21 protein-coding genes are annotated in these 21,976 nt (G+C 70.4%); 14 read left to right on the forward strand and 7 right to left on the reverse strand.

Annotated elements, in window-relative coordinates; genetic code table 11:
* Together ACWDEX_RS33410 and grpE are read left to right on the forward strand one after the other, a co-directional pair.
* On the forward strand, positions 1–515 hold a 515-nt coding region (locus ACWDEX_RS33410; protein WP_450468218.1), incomplete at its 5' end, for an Hsp70 family protein.
* Between the two features lie 2 nt (positions 516–517).
* Positions 518–1,009: a nucleotide exchange factor GrpE gene (gene grpE / locus ACWDEX_RS33415; protein ID WP_450468219.1), complete on the forward strand. Its 492-nt coding sequence runs from the start codon at positions 518–520 to the stop codon at positions 1,007–1,009.
* Between the two features lie 163 nt (positions 1,010–1,172).
* On the opposite strand, the gene ACWDEX_RS33420 is transcribed toward grpE, so the two are convergent.
* Positions 1,173–2,177 (reverse strand): zinc-binding alcohol dehydrogenase family protein, encoded by a 1,005-nt coding sequence (locus ACWDEX_RS33420; RefSeq protein WP_450468246.1) that lies wholly within the window; start codon positions 2,175–2,177, stop codon positions 1,173–1,175.
* A 135-nt stretch (positions 2,178–2,312) separates the two neighbouring features.
* Here ACWDEX_RS33420 and ACWDEX_RS33425 point away from each other — a divergent pair, with 135 nt between their 5' ends.
* Positions 2,313–3,110 (forward strand): VOC family protein, encoded by a 798-nt coding sequence (locus ACWDEX_RS33425; protein WP_450468220.1) that lies wholly within the window; start codon positions 2,313–2,315, stop codon positions 3,108–3,110.
* 103 nt (positions 3,111–3,213) lie between these two features.
* On the forward strand, positions 3,214–3,891 hold the full coding sequence (locus ACWDEX_RS33430; protein ID WP_450468221.1) for a ribonuclease H family protein: 678 nt from the start codon (positions 3,214–3,216) through the stop codon (positions 3,889–3,891).
* Positions 3,892–3,950: 59 nt separating this feature from the next.
* Here ACWDEX_RS33430 and ACWDEX_RS33435 read toward each other — a convergent pair whose 3' ends face one another.
* Positions 3,951–5,177 carry a PucR family transcriptional regulator gene (locus ACWDEX_RS33435; protein ID WP_450468222.1) on the reverse strand — a complete coding sequence of 409 codons (1,227 nt, stop codon included), beginning with the start codon at positions 5,175–5,177 and terminating at the stop codon, positions 3,951–3,953.
* Between the two features lie 127 nt (positions 5,178–5,304).
* On the opposite strand from ACWDEX_RS33435, the gene ACWDEX_RS33440 reads away from it, so the two are divergent.
* The 6 genes from ACWDEX_RS33440 to ACWDEX_RS33465 all read left to right on the forward strand — a co-directional run bounded on the left by ACWDEX_RS33440 (position 5,305) and on the right by ACWDEX_RS33465 (position 13,090).
* Positions 5,305–5,883, forward strand: coding sequence for an urease subunit gamma (locus ACWDEX_RS33440; protein ID WP_450468223.1), 579 nt, complete (start codon positions 5,305–5,307; stop codon positions 5,881–5,883).
* Positions 5,880–7,568, forward strand: coding sequence for an urease subunit alpha (locus tag ACWDEX_RS33445; RefSeq protein WP_450468224.1), 1,689 nt, complete (start codon positions 5,880–5,882; stop codon positions 7,566–7,568). The genes ACWDEX_RS33440 and ACWDEX_RS33445 overlap by 4 nt, the downstream gene beginning before the upstream one ends.
* 17 nt (positions 7,569–7,585) lie before the next feature.
* Positions 7,586–9,229, forward strand: a complete 1,644-nt coding sequence (locus ACWDEX_RS33450; RefSeq protein WP_450468225.1) for an amidohydrolase — start codon at positions 7,586–7,588, stop codon at positions 9,227–9,229.
* A 53-nt stretch (positions 9,230–9,282) separates the two neighbouring features.
* Positions 9,283–10,614 carry an MFS transporter gene (locus tag ACWDEX_RS33455; RefSeq protein WP_450468226.1) on the forward strand — a complete coding sequence of 444 codons (1,332 nt, stop codon included), beginning with the start codon at positions 9,283–9,285 and terminating at the stop codon, positions 10,612–10,614.
* Between the two features lie 284 nt (positions 10,615–10,898).
* Positions 10,899–12,401: an MFS transporter gene (locus ACWDEX_RS33460; RefSeq protein ID WP_450468227.1), complete on the forward strand. Its 1,503-nt coding sequence runs from the start codon at positions 10,899–10,901 to the stop codon at positions 12,399–12,401.
* A 77-nt stretch (positions 12,402–12,478) separates the two neighbouring features.
* The gene (locus ACWDEX_RS33465) at positions 12,479–13,090 is read left to right on the forward strand and encodes a TetR/AcrR family transcriptional regulator (RefSeq protein WP_450468247.1); all 612 of its coding nucleotides are present in this window, start codon (positions 12,479–12,481) and stop codon (positions 13,088–13,090) included.
* Positions 13,091–13,176: 86 nt separating this feature from the next.
* Here the strand turns inward: ACWDEX_RS33465 and ACWDEX_RS33470 are convergent, their stop codons facing one another.
* Both ACWDEX_RS33470 and ACWDEX_RS33475 read right to left on the reverse strand, forming a co-directional pair.
* Positions 13,177–13,848, reverse strand: a complete 672-nt coding sequence (locus ACWDEX_RS33470) for an AIM24 family protein (protein WP_450468228.1) — start codon at positions 13,846–13,848, stop codon at positions 13,177–13,179.
* Between the two features lie 198 nt (positions 13,849–14,046).
* Positions 14,047–15,240 carry an ABC transporter substrate-binding protein gene (locus ACWDEX_RS33475; RefSeq protein WP_450468248.1) on the reverse strand — a complete coding sequence of 398 codons (1,194 nt, stop codon included), beginning with the start codon at positions 15,238–15,240 and terminating at the stop codon, positions 14,047–14,049.
* 381 nt (positions 15,241–15,621) lie between these two features.
* On the opposite strand from ACWDEX_RS33475, the gene ACWDEX_RS33480 reads away from it, so the two are divergent.
* Positions 15,622–16,476, forward strand: coding sequence for a cache domain-containing protein (locus tag ACWDEX_RS33480; RefSeq protein WP_450468229.1), 855 nt, complete (start codon positions 15,622–15,624; stop codon positions 16,474–16,476).
* Positions 16,477–16,605: 129 nt separating this feature from the next.
* Positions 16,606–16,977, forward strand: a complete 372-nt coding sequence (locus ACWDEX_RS33485) for a DUF6479 family protein (protein ID WP_450468230.1) — start codon at positions 16,606–16,608, stop codon at positions 16,975–16,977.
* Between the two features lie 46 nt (positions 16,978–17,023).
* On the opposite strand, the gene ACWDEX_RS33490 is transcribed toward ACWDEX_RS33485, so the two are convergent.
* The gene (locus ACWDEX_RS33490) at positions 17,024–17,989 is read right to left on the reverse strand and encodes an ATP-dependent DNA ligase (RefSeq protein WP_450468231.1); all 966 of its coding nucleotides are present in this window, start codon (positions 17,987–17,989) and stop codon (positions 17,024–17,026) included.
* A gap of 282 nt (positions 17,990–18,271) precedes the next feature.
* On the opposite strand from ACWDEX_RS33490, the gene ACWDEX_RS33495 reads away from it, so the two are divergent.
* Positions 18,272–19,090 carry an SDR family NAD(P)-dependent oxidoreductase gene (locus ACWDEX_RS33495; RefSeq protein ID WP_450468232.1) on the forward strand — a complete coding sequence of 273 codons (819 nt, stop codon included), beginning with the start codon at positions 18,272–18,274 and terminating at the stop codon, positions 19,088–19,090.
* A gap of 413 nt (positions 19,091–19,503) precedes the next feature.
* Positions 19,504–20,034, forward strand: a complete 531-nt coding sequence (locus ACWDEX_RS33500) for a hypothetical protein (protein ID WP_450468233.1) — start codon at positions 19,504–19,506, stop codon at positions 20,032–20,034.
* A gap of 99 nt (positions 20,035–20,133) precedes the next feature.
* Here ACWDEX_RS33500 and ACWDEX_RS33505 read toward each other — a convergent pair whose 3' ends face one another.
* On the reverse strand, positions 20,134–21,348 hold the full coding sequence (locus ACWDEX_RS33505; RefSeq protein ID WP_450468234.1) for a hypothetical protein: 1,215 nt from the start codon (positions 21,346–21,348) through the stop codon (positions 20,134–20,136).
* A 285-nt stretch (positions 21,349–21,633) separates the two neighbouring features.
* Positions 21,634–21,840 (reverse strand): hypothetical protein, encoded by a 207-nt coding sequence (locus tag ACWDEX_RS33510; RefSeq protein WP_450468235.1) that lies wholly within the window; start codon positions 21,838–21,840, stop codon positions 21,634–21,636.
* Positions 21,841–21,976: the final 136 nt, after the last annotated feature.

Below are 21,976 nucleotides of genomic sequence, written 5' to 3' on the forward strand. Positions count from 1 at the left end.
TCTCCTTCGACATCGACGCCAACGGCATCATGCACGTCACGGCGAAGGACCTCGGCACCGGCAAGGAGCAGAAGATGACCGTCACCGGCGGCTCCGCCCTGCCGAAGGACGACATCGACCGCATGGTCCGCGAGGCCGAGCAGCACGCCGACGAGGACCGCAAGCGGCGCGAGGGCGCCGAGACCCGCAACCAGGCCGAACAGCTCGTCTACCAGACCGAGAAGCTCATCAGGGACAACGCGGACAGGATCCCGGACGACGCGAGGAACGAGACGGAAGGCGCCATCGCCGAACTGAAGGAATCCCTCAAGGGCGAGGACACCGCGGCGATCCGGCAGGCCACGGAGAAGGCGGCCGCCGCGGCCCAGAAGATCGGCAGCGCCATGTACGAGCGGGCGCGCACCGAGGGCGGTACGACGTCGGAGCAGGGCGCCGCCAGTGGTGGCGGCCAGGGAGACGACGATGTCGTGGACGCCGAGATCGTCGACGACGACGACTCGTCACGGGCGGGCTGACCATGGACCGGACCCAGCCGCAGAGCGCGGAGCTGCGCCGTCTGCTCGACGAGCGCACCGCCGACCTGCAGCGGGTGCAGGCCGAGTACGACAACTACCGTAAGCAGGTGCGGCGCGACCGCATGGCGGTGCGCGAGATCGCCGCGGAGAACGTACTGCGTGCGCTGCTGCCGGTGCTGGACGCGGTCGAGGCGGCCCGCCACCAGGAGGAGGACATGTCCCCCGGTCTCAAGGCCGTCGCGGACGTTCTGGAGACCCAGCTGGGCTCAGTGGGACTGCGGACGTTCGGACGGGAGGGGGAGCCCTTCGACCCGAGGTGCCACGAGGCCGTGACACATGTTGTCTCCCCACACGTCGACCGCCCGACCTGCACGGAGATCCTGGGTTCCGGATACCGGGTGGGCGACCGGCTGCTGCGACCCGCGCGCGTCGCGGTCACCGGCCCGCCGCCCGGGGGCGTGAGGACTACCTGTCGTGGCTCGAACGGGACATGAGCGCCTGCTCAGCCGCTCGGCAGCGACCTTCTCGTTCGGGCAGTCCGGCACGACCAGCAGTTCGATCTTCATGTCCCCGGGATCCCGCACCGCCGTGCGCACGGAACAGCTGGCCTCGTCGGCGGCTGTCGAACTGGGTGAGAGGCCCGCGGACCGGCCGGCCTCAGGCGTCGTTCACCAGCACGGCCGCCCCGTCGAAGCGCCCAGCCTTCAGATCGGCCAGGGCATGCTGCGCCTGGGACAGCGGATACGTGTGCGTGGTCGCCCGTACGCCGTAACGGGCCGCGAGGCCCAGGAACTCCCGGCCGTTCCCCCGTGTGTTCGAGGTGACGCTGCGCAGCTCCTTCTCGTAGAACAGCTCGCTCTCGTAGTGCAGCACCGGGACGTCGCTCAGGTGGATGCCCGCGACCGCCAGCACTCCGCCCCGGTCCAGCGCCCTCAGCGCCACCGGCACGAGTTCACCGACCGGGGCGAACAGGATCGCGCCGTCCAGTGGCTCCGGCGGCATGTCGTGGGCGCCGCCCGCCGACGCGCACCCGAGGTCCAGTGCGAGCCGTCGCGAGGCCTCGTCCCGTGTCAGGACGTGAACGGTGGCGCCCTGAGCCAGCGCGACCTGCGCGCACAGATGGGCGCTGCCACCGAACCCGTACAGCCCGAGTCGCCCGCGTGGCGGTAGTGACGTCCGTAGCAGCGCGCGGTACCCGATGATGCCCGCGCACAGCAGAGGGGCCAGCGCGACGTCGTCCACGTCCGCGGGCAGCCGGTACGCGTAGGCAGCCGGTACGGTCGTGTACTCCGCGTACCCTCCGTCGGTGTCCCAGCCGGTGTACTCGGAGTTCGGGCACAGGTTCTCCGCCCCGCGTACGCAGTACCGGCAGGTGCCGTCCGTACGGCGCAGCCACGCGCCCCCCACCCGGTCGCCGGCCGACCACCCGGTCACGGCCGCTCCCGTCCCGGCCACCACGCCCACGATCTCGTGCCCGGGTGTCACCCCCGGTCGGCGCACCGGCAGGTCGCCCTCGGCGACGTGCAGATCCGTACGGCACACCCCGCACGCCCGCACCCGCACCAGCAGTTCGTCCGGCCCCGGCACCGGGTCCGGCCTCTCCACGAACCGCAGCGGCCCCCGCTCGACGGGACCCGGCCGGTCCACCACCCATGCGCGCATCGCCTGCCCCGTTCTGTCCACCACCGGCCCCGTTCCAGTGTCGGACAGGACGACCGCTCGCCGCGCGACGCGGCACGGCCGTGGCTAGCGTGTGGAACGAAAGCGCACCCGTCGAGCCGGAGAGGGTCGAACGCCATGGCGGTACAACCCGAGGGAATGCCTTGCTGGGTCGACGCGATGTTCACCGATGTCGAAGGCGCCAAGAGTTTCTACGGGCACGTCCTCGGCTGGACGTTCGGTGAGGCGTCGTCCCAGTACGGCAGCTACACGCAGGCGTACGCCGACGGCAAGGCGGTCGCCGCCGTCGTACCGCCCCTGCCCGGGCAGGAGGGCCAGTCCTCCTGGTGCCTGTACTTCGCCACCGCCGACGCCACCGCGGCCGCCCGGAAGATCGAGGAACACGGCGGCGTTGTGCTGATGGAGCCGATGGAGGTCGGCGATTTCGGCACCCTTGCCCTGGCCCGCGACCCGGGTGGAGCCGTCTTCGGTGTCTGGCAGGCCGGCGCCCACGAGGGCTTCGAGGCGAGGGCCGTGCCCGGCGCGTACTGCTGGGCCGAGGTGTTCACCCGCGCGCCGGAGAAGTCGGACGCGTTCTTCCCCGCCGTCTTTCCGTACCACGTCAAGCGGATCCTGGACGAGGCGATCGACTTCCGTATCTTCGAACTCGGCGGCAACCCCGTGCTCGGACGGATGAAGATGACAGAGGACTTCCCTCCCGAGGTCCCGTCGTACATCAACGTGTACTTCACCGTCGACGACTGCGACGCGGCCGTCGAGCGGGCGACCAAGCACGGCGGAGTCCTCCGGTACGGGCCGATGACCAGCCCGTTCGGCCGGTTTGCCGCGCTGAGCGATCCACAGGGCGCCGACTTCTCGGTCATCGACATCACGACCGCACTGGGCGAGAGGCCGAAAGCCACCGACGTGCCGTGACGGTGCGACCCGTACGACGGGGGGCCGCCACGCCTCCCGTCGCACATGAGGGGCGTCGGACCCGGGCCACCGGGCGGTGTCCGCAGCGTGGCATGATCAGGGCATGCTTGAACGTGTTGTGGCCGCCTGCGACGGGGCTTCGAAGGGAAACCCCGGACCCGCCGGATGGGCCTGGGTCGTCGCCACCGACGACGAGATCCCCAGCCGCTGGGAGGCCGGCCCGCTGGGTCGGGCGACCAACAACGTCGCTGAACTCACCGCGTTGGAACGCCTGTTGACGGCGGTCGACCCGGGCGTCCCGCTGGAGATCCGCATGGACTCCCAGTATGCGATGAAGGCCGTCACCACCTGGCTGCCCGGCTGGAAGCGCAAGGGCTGGAAGACCGCCTCCGGCAAGCCCGTCGCCAACCAGGAACTGGTCGCACGTATCGACGCCCTGCTCGACGGCCGTCAGGTCGAGTTCCGCTACGTGCCCGCCCACCAGGTCGACGGCGACCGCCTCAACGACTTCGCGGACCGCGCCGCCAGCCAGGCGGCCACGGTGCAGGAAGCGGCGGGCAGCGAGTACGGCTCCCCGGAACCACCGTCCTCACCGGCACCGGTCGTCCCGGCTCCCGCCCGCCGTGGCGCGCCCGCCACGAAGCGCGCCTCCAGCCGCACCATCAAGGCGAAGTTCCCGGGCCGCTGCGTCTGCGGCCGCCCCTACGCGGCGGGCGACCAGATCGCCAAGAACGCCCAGGGCTGGGGCCACCCGGAGTGCCGCACGACCGGCGACGGCTAGCAAGCTCTCGACCAGACCAGACAGCTACCGGACGGCAGGGCGTCGACGAGGGCCCGGACCTACGTGCTCCGGACCGCCCGACCACGGGCGCAGCGCAGAGCGAACAGGACGGTGGCCGCCTCCGAGGGTCTGGTGGGCTGGTAGCCGGTGAGTTCCGTGAACCGGCTCAGCCGGTTGAGCACCGTGTTGCGGTGGCAGTACAGCTGCCGCGTGGTCGCCGCGATCGACCCGGACTCGCAGTACGCGACCACCGTGGTCAGCAGCCGCTCCCGCTCCGGCGGAGACAACTGGTCCAGTGGCGCCAGCACCGCGTCGGCCAGCATCTCCCCGACAGGGCCCAGCCGCGCCGCGGCCACGGGCATCCAAGCATCGCTCAGCGTCACGGGGCCCGACACCTCGTCGCCGTCCAGCGTCGCGGCGATCGCCTCGGTCACCCGGACCACATCGGGAACGCGGGCCAGTCCGTGCGCCACCGGGCCGAGGGCGCACGGCACGCCGTCCAGCCAATCGGCCGGCGGCGTGCGCGCAGCGCGTGGCAGCCTGGCCACGAGCACCAGCATGCCGTTGTGGTCCTGAAGGTGTGCGACCTGGTGTGCCAGCCGTGCCGCGACGGCTTTGCGCATCTCCTGCTGGAACTCCGGCGGCGCCGTCGCCACGGCGAAGTCCGACTGCGTGTTCACCTGGAGCAGGGTCGCCACCTGCGCGACGAGTTGCTGATCCCGGCCGTCCGACGCCAGCAGCCTGCCCATGAGCGCTGTCCGCTCCCGCTCCCGCTCGCGGGCCAGTACGGCGACCTCGTCGAGGTAGGCGGCGTGCACCTGCACGGTGTGGAACTCCACGGCTTCCCACACCCGTACCGCACCTCGGGTCAGCTCCGGCAGATCGGCCGGCCGGGTGCGCTCCAGGAACGCGGTCCACAGCACCCGGAAGTCCATGCGTACCGCCTGCAGCAGCCGCTCCAGCGGGATGCCCTGGTGGGCTCGGCGGCGGCCCAGCCGTTCCGGTACTCCGCTCAGTTCACCGGGCACCGGGAGGCCGCCGATGAGACGGAGGAGTAGTTCGAAGCAGGCGCGCGCGGTATCGCGCAGGTCGTCGGGTGCGACGGTCGACCGGTAGTCCTCGAACGCGGAGACCTCGGTGACATAGAGGGCCACCAGCGCGTCCAGATCGTCCAGGCAGTCGCGGACGAGTGCCCTCAGCTCGGTGGAGACCGGTGTCCCGGCCTCGTCTCCCGGTCGCGGCACGGCGGCGCCCACCAGGTCGTCGATGCTCGTCGGATTGTGCATATGCCCATTATCAGTGCTCCATCGCGGAGCGATTCGTCATTGTTCACGCCTGGTTCCACCGGGCAGAGTGCGGTGTACACATCAGCGTGGCCACCGGGCGGCGCAGGATCCGGAGGGGAACGACCCGATGCACCTCACACCGCGCGAACAGGAAAGGCTGACGCTCTTCACGGCGGCCGAGCTCGCACGGCGACGGCTCGCCCGTGGGGCGCTGCTCGGTGCGACCGAGGCCATCGCCCTGGTGTGCGACGAGGTTCTCGAGATGGCTTGGGACGGCGTGCCGCTCCAGGAGATCCTTCGACGCGCCCCCGGCATCGTGCCGCGGGACCGGCTGCTGCCCGGCGTCGCGGAGACCGTGCCCAGCCTCCAGGTCGAGGCCCTCTTTCCGCACGGCTCAACCCTGGTCCACGTACCCGAGCCGTTCGGGTCCGCCAATGACACAGGACCGGGCGGTGTGCTGGTCGCCGAGGATGAGGCGGAGCTCGCCCCGGGCCGCCCCCGCAAGCGCCTGACCGTCACCAACCGGGGTCCGAGGCCCGTCTGGGTGTCCTCGCACTTCCCGCTGGAGGAGGCCAACGGCGCCCTCGACTTCGACCGTGAGGCTGCCCGCGGTCACCGGTTGGACCTTCCCGCCGGGACCTCGCTGGAGTTCGAACCAGGCCGGGCGCGCACCGTGACCGTGGTGGCACGAGGAGGAGAACGATGAGCCGACTGTCCCGGCGCGCGTACGCGTCCCTGTACGGTCCGACCACCGGCGACCGGATCCGGCTGGCCGACACCGACCTGTGGGTACAGGTCGAGGCCGATGACACGGAGCCCGGCGAGGAACTGCTCGGCGGTTGTGGGAAGACGGCACGCGACGGCCTGCTCGTGGCGGGCCGCGCCGACCGCGACAGCGCGCTGGACATGGTGATCCTCGGCGTGGTCGTCCTGGACCCGCTGATCGGCGTGCGCAAGACCAACATCGGTATCAAGGACGGCCGCATCGTCGGGGTCGGGCGGGCGGGGAACCCCCAGACGGCCGACGGCGTGGAACTCGTCGTGGACTCCCACACCGCGATGATCACCGGCGAAGGGCTCCTCGCGACCCCTGGTGTGGTGGACTCGCACGTCCATCTCTCCAGCCCGGAGGTGGTGCCCGCGGCGCTCGCGGCGGGCGTGACCAGCCTGGTGGGCATGGGCATCGGCGGTGTGTGGGACGTCGGCGCCAACCCCGCCTACAACCTGCACAGCCTCATCGAGGGCTGGCGCGACGCCCCCGTCAACGTGGCGTTCCTGGCTCGCGGCTCCTCGTCCTCGCAGGAACTGCTGGAGCGCGCGGTGCTCGCCGGCGCCGGCGGGTTCAAGATCCACGAGGACTGGGGAGCCACCCCCCGGATCGTCGACACCTGTCTGGGCGTCGCCGAGCACGCCGACCTTCCGGTCGCGCTGCACACGGACACCCTGAACGAGTCCGGGTATCTCGCCGACACCCTCGCCGCCACACGCGGGCGCACTGTGCACGCGTACCACGTCGAGGGTGGCGGCGGTCATCCCGACCTGCTGGAGATCGTCTCCCAGCCGCACGTTCTCACCTCCTCCACGACGCCCACACTGCCGCTGACCCCGGCGACCGTCGCGGAGCTGCTGCCGATGACGATGACCGTGCACCGTGGCCACCACGGGATCGACACCGATGTCTCGATCGCGGCGAGCCGAGTGCGCGAGCATGCCATCGCCGCCGAGAACGCCCTGCACGACCTCGGCGCGATCAGCATCGTCAACTCCGACTCGATGGGCATGGGACGGATCGCCGAGACCGCGCGCCGCACCTGGCAGCTCGCCCATGTCCAGGCCCACCTGGCCGGCGAGAGTGGCCCGGAGGTCGTCAACAACGAACGCGTGCTGCGCTATCTGGCCAAGATCACGTTGAATCCGGCGATCGCCCACGGCATGGCCTCGGACGTGGGGTCGCTGCGGCCCGGCAGCATCGCCGATGTCGTGCTGTGGCGCCCGGTCACCTTCGGTGCGCAGCCGGAGCTGGTGTTGAAGTCCGGCTTCGTCGCCTGGGGACTGTCCGGGTCGGGCTCCGGCTCCACCCGACTGACCCAACCCCGGGTGATGAAGCCCTACTTCGGCGGTCTCGGTGGTGCTCCGCGCCGGCTGTCCACGGTCTTCGTCTCCCAGGCGTGCCTGGACGACCGTGCCGCGGCCGAGGCGCTCCCCCGAGGAGTGCGCTACACCGCGCTGCGGAACAGCCGGGGTCTGACCCGGGGCGACATGGTCGCCAACACCGCCGTACCCGATGTGCAGGTGCCCAGAACCCCCGACGCAGTACTCGTCGACGGACGGCCCATTGACATCCACCACGCCGCCGACCTGCCGCTGACCCGGCTGCAGAACCTGGCCTGAGATCCGAAAGTCACCCCATGCTCGACCTCCTCGTGCGCAACGCCCGTATCCGCACTGTCGACGACGACCGCCCCCGCGCCCATACCCTCGGCATCTTCGGTGGGCGCTTCGTCGGACTCGACGAAGCGGTGCAGGACCTGCCCGCGCGCACCACACTCGACTGCGGCGGCGCGGTCGTCGTCCCCGGCTTCGGCGACGCCCACAACCACATGGTCTGGTTCGGCCAGTCGCTGGGCGAACTCGACCTCAGCGGGGCCACCACGCTGCCGCAGGTCTACGATGCCGTCGCCCGCCGCGCGGCCGGCCTCCCCGCCGACGCCTGGATCGTCGGCTCCGGTTACGACGACACCGTCATGGGTGCGCACCCGCACCGCCGCGAACTCGACCGGGCGGCCGGCGGACGACCGGTGTGGCTCAAGCACCGCTCCGGGCATATGTGCGCGGTCAGCAGCGAGGTACTGCACAGGTCCGGCGTGCTCGACGGCACCACCGACGAGCCGGAGGGCGGCGTCGTCGTCCGCGACGACCACGGCGCCCCGACCGGCCTGCTCCAGGAGCGGGCCCAGGGCCTGGTGTCCGCCCTCGTCATGCCCTACCCGGTGAGCGAACTGGCCGACGCCGTCGCCAGGGCGAGCGCCGTGTACGCCTCCGAAGGCCTCACCCACGTCGTGGAGGCGGGGATCGGACTCGGGCTGATCGGCCGCAGCCCGGTGGAGGCCGCCGCCTACCAGCTCGCCCGAGAGAGCGGCACGTTGAGCACCCGGGTCGAGCTGATGGTGGCCGCCGACAATCTGCACGCCCTGCGTGCGCACGCCGACGACGGCATCACCACCGGACTCGATCTGGGACTGCGCTCGGGCTTCGGCGACGACCGGCTCCGGCTGGGCCCCATGAAGATCTGGCTGGACGGATCCCTGATCGGCCGCACGGCCGCGGTCTCGGAGCCGTTCTGCGGACACGCCCACGCAAGCGGTGTCTTCCAGAACGGCCCGGAGGACATGCGCCGGCTCGTCGTTGAGGCGCACCGGGCCGGATGGCGGGTCGCCGCGCACGCCATCGGTGACAGCGCCGTCGACCTCGCCCTCGACGCGTTCGCCGAGGCCCACCGGGTCGCACCGCGCCACGATGTACGACACCGCATCGAACACTCCGGTGTGGTCCGCCCCGATCAGCTGGACCGCTACGCCGAACTGGGCGTGGTCCCCGTGCCCCAGCCGCACTTCCTGTACGAGGTGGGGGACACCATGGCCGAGGCTCTCGGCTCCGCACGGACCCCGTGGATGTACCGGCACCGGTCCTTCCTCGACCGGGGGATCCGGGTGCCGGGCAGTTCCGACCGGCCCGTGGCGCCCGGGGCACCGCTGCTCGGGATGCAGTCCATGGTCGAGCGGCTCAGCAGGGCGGGCGCCGTGCTCGGCGCCGACGAGCGGGTGACCGCCGAGCAGGCCCTGCGCGCCTACACCCTCGACGCGGCGTGGGCCAGCCACGACGAGGACCGGCGCGGCAGCATCACCCCCGGCAAGCACGCCGACTTCGTCGTACTCTCCGACGATCCCGTCGACATCGACGCCGACCGCATCGGCGCGATCGACGTCCTGGCCACCTTTGTGGCCGGCGCCTGCGTACACGGCGCCGACGTACTGGCGACGTCACCCCGGTGAAGACCCCCCGTCCCCACGGCCGAACTGCCACGGCCGCATGCAAGGAGTCAGATGTGAACACCCTGAGCAAGACCTCCCCCCAGTCTCCACCGGGCAAGTCGGTCGTCGTCACCGACAAGGACGCCGGGCGGGTCGCCTTCGCCGCTTTCGTCGGCACGGCGCTGGAGTGGTACGACTACTTCCTCTTCGGCACCGCCGCGGCCATCGTCTTCAACCGGCTGTACTTCACCACGCTCAACCCCACGGCAGCCACCATGGCCGCCTTCGCGACGTTCGGTGTGGGGTTCGTGGCCCGGCCGATCGGTGCGCTCATCTTCGGTTGGCTCGGCGACCGGATAGGACGTAGACCCGCTCTGCTGATCACCGTGGTGATGATCGGGTGCGCCACCGGCCTGATCGGTGTACTGCCCGGTTTCAGCAGCATCGGAGTCGCCGCGCCGCTGCTGCTCGTCACCCTGCGCCTGCTGCAGGGCATTGCGGTCGGTGGTGAGTGGGGCGGTGCCGTCACCCTCGCCGTCGAACACGCCCCTCCCGGGAAGCGCGGCCGTTACGCGGCGCTGCCGCAGGTCGGCTCGCCCGTGGGCACCCTGCTCTCCTCTGGTGCCTTCTCCCTGGTGCTCCTCCTGCCGTCCGCCTCCTTCGACGCCTGGGGTTGGCGCCTGCCGTTCCTGTTCGCCTTCCCGCTGCTGCTCATCGCCGTCTACATCCGCCGCAAGGTCGAGGAGTCGCCGCTCTTCGACGAGCTGCTGAAGCAGGACGAGCGGGCCAAGATCCCGGCGCTCGAAGTCTTCCGCTCGGCCTGGGGACGACTGCTGGTGGCGATGGCCTCGGCGATGCTGGGCGTCGGCGGCTTCTATCTGTTGACCACGTTCGCGATCAGCTACGGCACCGAGACACTGGGGGTCTCGCGCACCCTGATGGTCAACGCGACGCTGTTGGCCGCCGCCGTCGAGATCGTGGTGATCCTCTTCGTGGGGCGCCTGGCGGAGCGACTCGGCCCCGGCCGGGTGACGCTGTGGGGCGGTGTGCTCAGCGCCGTGATCGCCTTCCCCGTCTTCTGGCTGATCGACACCAAGAACCCCTGGGCGATCGTGTTCGCCGTGATGGCGGGCATCGCCGTGCTGTCCGTCGCCTATGCGGTCTCCGGGGCTCTCCTCACCGAGCTGTTCCCCGCGCGGCTGCGGTACAGCGGCGTGGCCCTGGCCTACAACCTCGCCGGCGCGCTCACCGGCTTCCTTCCGTTCGCGGCGACCGCACTGCTGAAGGTCAGCAACGGGGCCTCGTGGCCGGCGGCCCTGCTGCTTGTCGCACTGGCTCTGGTCACTGCACTCGGCGGTTTCCTGGGGGAGCGGATGCGTGTCTCCGATGACGTCACTCGTGGCTGACGTCCGCTAGACAACTCCAGACAGGCTCAATGCCTTGGCCGGCGATGTACGGCCTCCCGAAGCGTCCGGCGCGCCGAGCAGGCGTGTCGGACGCTTCGGCGTGCGTACCGCCGCGCTGCCACCCAGGACGCACGCCCCGCCACGCTCTCGAAGACCACGCGTGGGATCCGCTCCACCGGTAGGCGAAGGTCGATATGGCCCTGCGAACACCTGTGGTGAATATCCATTCACCCGCTATGGTGAATATCCATTCACCATAAGGATTCCCACCCGCTGGAGCGCCCATGGCCCCGAAACCCGCCCCGTCCGACCGTTCCGCCACCCCAGCCGGGCCGGTCGGACGGCGGGGCGTGCGGGAACGGGCGACGGTTCCGGTGCTGGCCTTCGGGGGCATCCTCATGGCCGTCATGCAGACGGTCGTCGTCCCCCTGCTGCCCGATCTGCCCCGACTGACCGGTGCCTCAGCGGGCACCGTCTCCTGGATGGTGACCGCAACGCTGCTCTCCGGCGCGGTGCTCACCCCGGTGCTCGGGCGCGCGGGTGACATGTACGGCAAGCGGCGCGTGCTCCTGGCAGCTCTCGGGCTGATGACGCTGGGCTCGGTGCTCTGTGCGCTCTCGTCCGACATCGGTGTGCTCATCACGGCGCGTGCCTTGCAGGGCGCTGCCGCCGCGGTCGTCCCGTTGTCGATCAGCATCCTGCGCGACGAACTGCCGCCCGCGCGCACCGGATCCGCGGTGGCGCTCATGAGTTCCACGGTCGGGATCGGAGCGGCACTCGGCCTGCCGCTGGCCGCGCTCGTCATCCAGTACGCGACCTGGCACACCATGTTCTGGGTGACCAGCGGCCTCGGCGTCGCCGGTCTGGTCCTCGCCTGGTGGGCGGTGCGCGAGTCGCCCGTGCGTGCCCCCGGCCGCTTCGACGTCCTTGGCGCGCTGGGGCTGGCTGCCGGACTCGTCTGCCTGCTGCTGGGCGTGTCGCAGGGCGGCCAGTGGGGGTGGGGGAGCCCCCCCATCGTGGGCCTGTTCGTGGGCTGCGTCCTGATCCTGGCGCTGTGGTGCCTGCAGCAGCTGCGCACCGAGCGGCCCCTGGTCGACCTGCGGCTGGCGTCCCGCCCGCGCGTCGCGTTGCCCCATCTCGCCGCCCTTCTGGTCGGCTTCGGCTTCTACGCCAACTCCCTCGTGACGGCGCAGCTCGTCCAGGCGCCCAAGGCCACCGGGTACGGGCTCGGCCTGTCCATCGTGGGCAGCGGGCTGTGTCTGCTGCCCGGCGGGGTGACCATGCTGCTTTTCTCACCGGTCTCGGCCCGCATCTCGGCGGCCCGCGGTCCGCGTGTCACCCTTGCCCTGGGCGCGGCCGTCCTCGCTCTCGGCTATGCCGTACGCATCGCGGACAGCCGCGACCTGTGGATGGTCATCGTGGGTGCGTCGATCGTGTCGACGGGCACGACCCTCGCCTATTCCGCACTGCCCACGCTGATCCTGAGCGCGGTACCGGCCGGGCAGACCGCGTCCGCGAACGGCGTCAACGTCCTGATGCGTACGATCGGCCAGGCCATCTGCAGCGCCGCAGTCGTCGCCATCCTGGTCCACCACACGAGCCTCGTCTCCGGCGCGCCCGTACCCACGCTCCACGGCTATCTGCTGGCGTTCGCGATGGCGGGTACGGTCGCACTGGTGGCCTGTGCCACCGCCCTAGCCATCCCCGGGGACCGTGCTTCCGGCGGCAGCCGTCGGTCACGCGGTCGTACGGGAGCCGTGCACGACGAGGCGCTGGAAGGAGCGTGAACCCCGTGACCACCCCAGCTACCACCGCTGACGCGGGCCGCTCCGCCGCGCCCGGTCCCGCACCCGAGCCGACACCGGTGCCCAGTGACGCCCGGGCGACCGCGAGCCCCGTACACCGTGACGCCGGGACGACCAGAAGCCCGGCCCGCCGGGACGCCGAAGCGACCAAGGCCGCGATCCTCCGCGCCGCCCGCCACCTCCTCGCCCGGCACGCTCATGCGGACATCACGCTCAAGGCGGTCGCCGACCGGGCCGGGGTCAGCGCGCCGCTGATCCTGAAGTACTTCGGCAACAAGGAGACGCTCTTCGCCCAGGTCATGTCCTTCGAGGAGGACGCCACCGCGCTGCTGGACGCACCACTCGCGGACCTCGGCCGTCACATGGTCCGCCATGTTCTGGTGAGCCAGACCGAGCAGGGCGCGGACCCCCTGCTGCGCATCGTGTTCGCGCCCCTGCACCGCGATCAGGGCGACGTCCTGCGCGGCAACTTCCGCACCCAGGTCAGCGACCGCCTCGCCGCCCGCCTCAGCGGCCCGGACGCGGGCCTGCGCGCGGAACTCGCGGTGGGCACCCTGCTGGGTCTGGCCGTGATGTTCGGCATCGTGCGCGGCACGCACATGCGCGCGGCGGACCTCGACGACCTCGTCCACCGCTACGCCCCTGTGGTACAGGCGCAGTTGACACCCTGACCCCGGTCAGGACACACCTCTTCACCGCGGACCTTCACGGTGCCCGCCCTGCGAGGGGTCCCGGCGCAGGGCGGGACCCCTCGCGTTCAGTGCTCCTTCTGCGGAGTCGACTCGCGGGGCCTGACGACCACGAACCCCTCACCCTCCAACTTCAACTGGACGGCCTCGCCCGACCCGCCGCGCAGCATCGATCCGATGGACTGCGACCGGTGCAACGAGGTGTGCAGCCGGGCCGTCCAGCCGACCACCGCGTCGGTGTCGACGTACACGGGTTGCTGCGGCGAGACGGGGATGACCAGCGGGCTGCCCTCGCAGATCAGCCCCAGCCTGCCCCGCCCGGTGAACACACTGTTGAACAGCCCCCCGCTGGTGATCCCCGACCCCTTCACCGTGCGGATCTCGTACGACAGGGTCGCGTCGAAACACAGCACATGGCGGCCGTTGACGGTGAACTTGTCGCCCGGCTCGACCTCCACGATGAAGCAGTTCTGCGCCTCGTGCGCGAACCATGCCTCGCCCTGTCCGCGGACGGCCATCAGAGGCAGCCCCTCACCGGTGACCACCCGCTTGAACATTCCGCCCACACCCTGGCCCCTGCGCTCGAACTGCAGGTTCCCGCGGTAGGCGACCATCGATCCCTGTCGTGCGAGCATCTCGCCGTTCACGACGTACCGGATGGACTTGGAGTTCTGTACGGACATGCCGGGCGTGGCGGCCGGCCGCACCATGTGGTCACTGGAAAAGAGATCGCCCTTCATGGGGGCATCCTGTCCCAGGGGTTCAGCTTCGCCAAGATCGCCGATGTGCGGCACCGTCAACAACGTGTGATGTGCCCCGTCGTCCTGGCCGGCATGACGACACGCCGCTGCGTCCAGCCGCCGGCACGCCACCGCGGACGCTCCCCACAGGAGAGGTCCGCGGTGCCGGGCAAAGAGGCGGTCTTGCCGGTGGGCCGGTCAGCCCTTGATCTCGGTCCAGGCCTGCACCCACTCGGAGTAGGGCACGCACTTGACGTCCGTACGGCCGTCGAGGCACTGCTCGATCGGCGTCGTCCAGAACGCGATGTCCTTCCAGTAGCTCTCGTCCGTGGCGTGGAAGGTGTCGCAGAAGGTCGGGTCGCTGGTCTGGTCGCAGGACTTGATGTTGGCGGGAGCCTCGCCGAAGTACTCGCCCACCTGGGCGTTGACCTTGGGAGAGATGATCCAGTCCATCCACTTGTAGGCGCAGTTGGGGTGCTTCGCCTTGGAGGAGAGCATCCAGGTGTCGGACCAGCCGGTGGCTCCCTCCTGGGGGAGGACGGCCTTCACCTTGGCGCCCTCGCCGGCGGCGAGGTTGGCGATGACCTGCCAGGTGGTGCCGACCACGGAGTTACCGCTCTTGAAGGCGGAGACCTCCTTGAGATAGTCGCCCCAGTACTCACCGATGTTCGGGCGCTGTTTCTTCAGCAGGTCGACGGCCGCGTCGAACTGCTGCCGGTCGAGCGCGTACGGATTGCGGATGTGCAAGCTCGGCTGGGTATCGCGCAGATACAGTGCCGCGTCCGCGATGTAGATCGGTGAGTCGTATGCCGTGACGTGCCCCTTGTGCTTCGAGGCGTCGTCGAAGACGGCGGACCAGGAGGTGGGGGCGGGGGAGACCTGCTGCGTGTTGTACATGAGCAGGTTGGCGCCACGGCCGTGCGGAATCCCGTACATGGTGCCGTTGACCGAGTTCCAGTCCTGCTTCTTCAGTCCGAAGAAGACGTCCGCGTAGTTGGGCACCAGGTCGGTGTTCACCGGTGCCGCCTCGCCGGACGTGATGAGCCTGAGGGAGGCGTCGCCCGATGCGGAGGCGGCGTCGTAGGCGCCGCTCTTCATCAGCTTGACCATCTCGTCCGAACTGGCCGCCACCTTGGTGTGGACCTGACATCCTGTCTTCTTCTCGAAGGGGGTGACCCAGTCCACCTTCGGGTCCGTGGAGCCGTCCTCCACATAGCCCGCCCAGGCGATCAGATTCACCTGTCCCTCGAGCGAGCCGAGCTTCGACTGCGCCTTGAGGTCCGGAGGGTTGATGCCGGACGAGGAGGACGTGCTCGACTCGGCGAATAAACCGCAGCCGCTGACGAGTAGGAGAGAGCAGGTGATGGCTGTCGCTTTGAGGGATCTGTTCAGCAAGGAAATCTCCACGACGTGGGGCAGCGGGGGGGTGGTGGGGACGGTGTGGGGGGCGGGCGTGCGGAACGTGCAGGAAGCGATGTGGTTGACGGGCGCGGAGCGAGTCCACGACCGGCAGCCGGCCGCCGGATGGTGCGGTGACCGGGGCGACTCCGGGCGCCATGGGTCGCAACGGCGTACTCGGATGAGGCTCCAGGTCGGCAGGCAGGTCTATGACCCGCCCAGGAGTCCGCCACACGACAGGGTGCTGCCTCCGGGCGGACATCGTGGCCATCACCTTACGGAGCGTCGCTACCTGGATCAACTTTGAGGGATGCAACGGAAGTTGGCAGGGGGTCAAGGTGAGGCGAAACAGTGAGGGCGTATACGGTCGCGGTCATGTCCGAATCCCTGCGGCAGCCCGGCTCCATGCCCAGCCTCCTCCCGCATGCCCCCCCGAAGGTCCCGAGCACGGCCGTGAGGGATGGGAGCCGTCTCGCGGGGGCGGCGACGCTCGACCCGGCCACCGAAGCCGCAGTGGCGGCCCAGGTGCGCTCCACCCTGGAGGCCGTCTTCGACACCGTCGCCCGCACTCGGGCCGACGCCACGGCGCTGCTCCGGCGTCTCATCGCTCAGGGACGCCGCCCGATGACCGCCGACCTCGCCGCGCTGCGCCCCGGACTCCATCGCCATCTGATCCGGCAGGAATTGGTCTCCGGCGTCGGATTCGTCGCGGCACCGGGCCTGCTGGGTGACGTACCGGCCTGGCTGGAGTGGTGGCAGATCAGCGTCGACGGAGATGTACGGCCGCTGCTGCCCGACCTCGATCCGCGGCAGTCCGCGTACTCCGACTACACGCACTGGGACTGGTTCGCTCTGCCCCGCGACACCGGCCACCGAGCGATAGCCGGGCCGTACGTCGACTACCTGTGCTCGGACGAGTACAGCCTCACCCTGTCCGTGCCGGTCCATGTCGAGGGCCGGTTCGCCGGGGTCACCGCGGCGGACGTGTATCTGCGGCACTTCGAGGCAGCCGTGATGCCGCTGCTCCGGGCGCTGCCGGGACCGGCCCATCTGGTCAACGCCCGTGGCAGGGTGGCCGCGTCGACCGACCCGGCCCATCTGGTCGGCTCACTCACCAAGGGCCCCGACTTCGGCGCTCTGCTCGCCGCCGCACAGCCCGGCCGCCATGACGGGCTGCGACTGGTCCCGTGCGACGACCTACCGCTCGTCCTCGTCATGGCGGAATGCTGACGCGGACGGTACGTCGGCGGATGACAGCCAGGGCCCGGATGGGTCGCTCGAGAGTGCCACCGCCTTCGAGGTCACCGGTGGGTGGACCCTCCAAGGGAAATTTCCCATCAGACGGGTTATTTTCGTGACATGAATACAGCGAGCTATGAACTACTGGCTGTATCGAGCCAGCAGCTAGGCGTCTTCGGTGCCTTCATCGGCGGCATGTTCGTCTCGGCTGCACTGATCTGGGCCGTGCGACTCGGCATGTCCGTACGGGACCAGGAGTCGGCCCCGCCCCGCCCGGAGGAGCAGCCGCACCTGCCCGAGACCGGACCGGTCCATGAGACGCGAGAGGCCAGAGAGCCCGACGATGTGCCACAGGCGACGGAGGAGAGCGAACGGCTGATGCCGTACGAACTCCATCACGCACCCAGCAAACGGGGCGAGGACCAGGAGCGCAAGCGCTGGCACCCTGGCTCCAGCGGCTCCTTCGGCAGTGGTGGCCTGGGGCACCACTGACCGGCGCCGGCGAGCGGCTCGGCAACGCGGTACGCGACGGTGCCGCTCATGGCAGATCAGCCGCGGAGTCCTCCGGCGCCAGGTCCGGACGCAGCCGCAGCCATGACGGCTGCCTGAGCAGACCCGCCCGGGTGCGGGAGCCGTAGCGGACCTCGCCGACCAGTCTCGGCAGTACCCACTGAGCCCCGGGCACCCGCGGATCGGGATCGAAGGGGCAGGTACGGGTCTCCGCGGCCCGCAGCAGCCGGCCGAGCCGGGCCCGCTCCTCTTCGCTCCAGCCCGTCCCCACCCGGCCGACGTAGCGCAGCCGCCCCGCCTCCCGCTGCCCCACCAGCAGCACTCCGGGCAGTCCCACCAGCCGTCCGCGGCCAGGAAGCCAGCCGCCGACGATCACATCCACGGCTCGCACATTGCGCACCTTGATCCAGAACCGGGACCGCACCCCTGGCTCGTACACGGAGTCGAGCCTCTTGCACACGAGCCCCTCCAAGCCGTTGTCCCGGGTCGCCTGGAGGGCCTGCGCGCCGTGTCCGACGATGGCACCCGGCGTCGACCAGTAGGGCCCGGCCACGGCGAGCTGCTCCAATGCCTGCCGCCTCCGGACATAGGGGAGCGCGGTGAGGTCGCTGCGTAGGAACATCACGTCGAAGAGCACGAGATGCACAGGTGTCCGCGCCGCGCGCTGGGCCGCCAGCGCGGGGGAGTGGGCGAGCCCCATCCGGGTCTGCAGCAGCTGGAAGTCACCGCGGCCCCGCTCGTCGAGCGCCACCACCTCCCCGTCCAGCACCGCGGGCAGCGCGCCCAGGACGCCGCCCAGCGGCCGCAACTCGGGGTACGCGCTGGTGATGACCTCGCCCGACCGGGCACGCAGCTCCAGGGTGCCGTCGCCGGGCAGGTAGACCACAACCCGTTGACCGTCCTGTTTCGTCTCGTACGCCCACTGCGCGTCCTGCCTGGCGGGCGGCAGCGTGCCGGGGACGGCGAGCATGGGTGGGATCAGCGGCAGTCTCACGGGTCAGTTGTGGACGGTGCCGGCCGCCCTCACGCGGCCCGGAGGTGTGTTTTCCCCTGAACGGCGCCTCAGATCTCCGGGGGAGACGCTGACCAGGCCCGTGCGCTCCGGACCAAGCCGCCCGGCAGTGACAGCCGGAGACAGCCGGGCCATGCCCTGCGACAGGGGGTCGCTCGCGAGGCGGTCTCGGACTACGTGGTGCAAGCTGCGAGAGGGGACGGCACCTCACCGGCCGCGGTGGGAAGCGGCGGTGGCTGCGATGTGTGAAGGGCGGTCATGAGCGTGAGCGATCCGAAAGCCGGACGGACGGGGGCTGCGGATCAGAACGACGCGGTGCCGGGTATCGCCGCCGAAGCGCCCTTGGCGGGATGCGCCGCTCTGGTGACCGGCGCGTCCAGTGGCATCGGTGCGGCGACCGCCCGGCACCTGGCTCGGCAGGGCGCAGCTGTGGCGGTCGTCGCCCGGCGTACCGGGCGGCTGGAGGAACTGGCCACGAGGATCCGTGGCGAGGGCGGCTCGTGCGCCGTCCTGACCGCCGACCTGGGTGATGCGGCCCAGGCACGTCAGGCCGTCGAGGACGCTGTCGGTTGCTTCGCGCGGTTGGACGTGCTGGTGAACAACGCCGGTTACGTGGCCATGGGTCCCGTCGAGGAGGGTGATCCGGCGGACTGGGAGCGGATGGTCGACCTCAACTTCAACGCCGTCCTGCATATGTCACAGTCGGCCTTGCCGCACCTGTTGCGGGCGGCAGTGGACGGGCCCCGCGGAATCGCCGATCTTGTGACCGTCAGCTCGGTCGCGGGCAGGGTGGTGCGAAGGGACAACGCCGTCTATTCGGCGACGAAGTTCGCGGTGTGCGCGTTCAGCGAGGCCCTGCGCCAGGAGGTGACCGGAAGGGGTGTCCGGGTCGGACTGATCGAACCGGGTCTGACCATGACGGAGATGTCGGTCGGCGCCGGGCACCTCGCCGCCCGTGACCTGCCGCAGGATGCCTGGCTGCGGGCCGAGGACATCGCCGGCGCGATCACCTTCATGGTCACTCAGCCCTCGCGCGCCGCGATCAACGAGATCATGATGCGCCCGACAGCCCAGGAACACTGACCGCCGACACGACAGATGTCGGTCGACGAACGGTTGTACGCCCTCGGTCGCGCTGCCCGACACACGTCCCGCCCTGGCCGCCGGCGCCCGTGAACGCTGCCATGCCCTTTGTCGGCATGGTGAGGTGTCGGCATGGTGAGGGCGTGCTCGACGGGCGGCGGCCTGTCGCTGTGTGAGTGGAGTCGTACGCACGGTGTCTCAGCCACCCTGCTCCCGAGCCCCGCGGGCGCGGGCAGACGTGATGTATGACACGTGAGCAAACTCCGGCCCGCGCGTCCCGGAGGAAATTGGCTGCACGTGGCTTGATCGGTGATCAAGTATGGCAAAAGGCCGACCATGGAGCGTTCTGCCTATTTGACACTTTGTTGCGCGCGCGGATAGGAAACATGACGCGGAACGTGGAGAGGTGGAGCGTGCGCGAGCCCAATGTGATCGGCGACTGGCAGGAATGCGCAGACGAACACGCCGGTCTGCGTGTCCGTGTACACGGCCTGGAAAAGGCGGAACCGCCGCGTGGGCGCGACGAAGCCGCCGAAGGGCTGGTCTATTTCCGCTTCCGGGTGACCGTCGAGAACCGTATGCAGGACGCCGTGGGCATCCACCTCGAAGACGGTCAGGTCGACGCCCGTACCGGCTTCGACGGCGAGAGCGCGTTCCTCGACTGGCGCAACTCGCAGTTCATCGAGGGCTTCGATCTCTATCCGCTGCGCCGCGCCACCGCCGTTCTGTACGCCGCCGCCCCGGAGTCCTGTCTGCACCTTGTGGACATTCAGGTGCAGGTGAAGGCGGACGACGAGTGGGCCGACCGGTACATGTGGTCCGGCAACATGACCATGCCGGACGGCCTGCCGGGCACCGGCGCCCGCTCCGAGGGGGTGGCCGAGAGCCTGGCCGGACAGATCGGTGTCTTCCTGCGCGAGGAGGCGGAACGAGGGCAGGGCTGAGCCGCTCCGATTCCGGCATGGCTGAGCCGCCTGCCTGAGCATGGCGGGACGGCGGCGCGATCGCCGCCATGGCACGAAGCCCGGTTGTGCGGACGGCGACTACTCGCGCCCCAGGATCTCCGGAGGCTGGACCGACGAGCGGGGCGCGGACGATTCCCTCTCCGGGTCAGCGCCGCGGGGCGCGTCCGGCTCCGAGCTGCGGTCGCCGGTGGCCGGCGCGCGGAGCAGCTTGGCGCCGTCACGCACGCGTCCCAGAGGTTTGGCCAGGTTGCGGAATGAGAAACCTTCCCTCTTACGCGGCTCCCGTCGCGGCGACGGCAGCGCCCCGGACTCCCGATAGTCCGCCAGCGCCTGATGGGCGAGCTCGGCCGCCTCCCGGTACAGGTCGCGCGACTTCGTCATGGCCTCCAGGGCCTCGGCATAGGCGGCGATCTGGCTGCGGGCCTGCGCCAGCTCCTCCTCCAGGGTCGTCAGATGCCATTGCTCGCGCCGCGCGGACAACGCTTCCTCGGCCCCCTCGGGCAGGGGGCCGGGTGACTCGGCGAAGCGCCGCACGGTGTCGATGAGCTCCGTGGGCCGCGAACCGTCGAGGAACACCGAGCGCACGGAGAAGCCCTCATCGCCGACGCCGGGGTCCGTGGGCCCCGGCGGGAGCACCACGGCGCCACCGCGGGGCACCCGCGCCCCCAGGTCGTAGAGCGCCCAGTTGACCACCTGGAACTGTTCCGGCGCGGCGCGGTGCTCCACGACGCGATGCCGCAGGCTGGACGGCAGCAGCGACGCCAGCGGGCGCCGCCCGAGCTCATCGGGGGTCATCGCCTCGTGCACGATCACGTGGACGCTCCACGACCGGCGCGCGCATTCCCTCAGCAGGCGCCGGAGTGCCCGGTCATCCGTGGGCAGCGGGTTGATCTCCCGGAAACGGAGCCCGGGAACCGTGTCGTAGTCCCAGGGCACATCGGCGTCCTCGGGCCAGAACACGGTGGCGGGCGAGGGCCAGTCGAGTTCCCAGCGCCGGTCCGCCTCCGCCACCAGCACCCATTCCTGTGCGTTGCCCTTGTCCTGGTACGCCCCGAGGTTCAGGCGGGCTCGTACGACGACGTCGTCGGCGACCGCCCAGCGGGCCTCGAAGGCACGCTCGGCCGTGTCGTCGCCCGAGAGGTCGAACTCGAGCTGATCCTGGATGGCCGCGCTGCTCTTCAGTTCGCGCAGGCGCTGTCGGACGGTCTCCTCGGCGCCCGGGCCGAGGTGACGCCCGCGTGCCAGCCACACGGTGTCGGGAGCCGTGGGACGGGCGGTGGAGTACTTGGTCATGGGGCACTCTATGGAGACGGGAACAGGGTGAGCCTCCCAGTATGGTCCGCGCACGTCAATGGACCGTAAACCAGGTGGGTCATGATCGTGTGGTACGCCGGTTTCCGGCGGACACACCGGGTCATGAGGCGGTGGCGGAAGCGATGTCTGACTGGCCCGCCGGACCCGCCGGGCTCCTCTACGTCGGTGCCTTCCGGCCCCGAGACAGCCCCGGACCGCTCCGGTCCTGAACGGCCGCACCGGGGTGTGCCCGGTCCCCGGCACGGTGATTCAGGATCGGAACGCTCAGGGCAGCAGCTTGTCGACCGCGGCTCGCCCCTCGGCAGCGAGCTTTCGCTCGGCCCACGCGAGGGTCTCGGGGGTGATGTCCCTGCCCGAGGCGAGGACCAGGTCCTCCGGCGAGGTCTCCGGCGGAGCCGCGTGCAGCAGGTCGTCCGGCGTGGCCCGGTCATCGGACGGACGACGGGACGCATCAGGTTGTGACGTCGACATCGGTGTCTCCTCCGCGAGTCGATCCGCAATCCCCAGTGGTGGCACCCGCAGGTCGTCACGAGGGCGGGACGCCACCCTTCCCCTCACCTTTCAACGAGATGGCGCCGCTCGCATCCCGAGAGGGAAAGGGCGTGAG

It is taken from the genome of Streptomyces sp. NPDC001020, assembly GCF_053599115.1.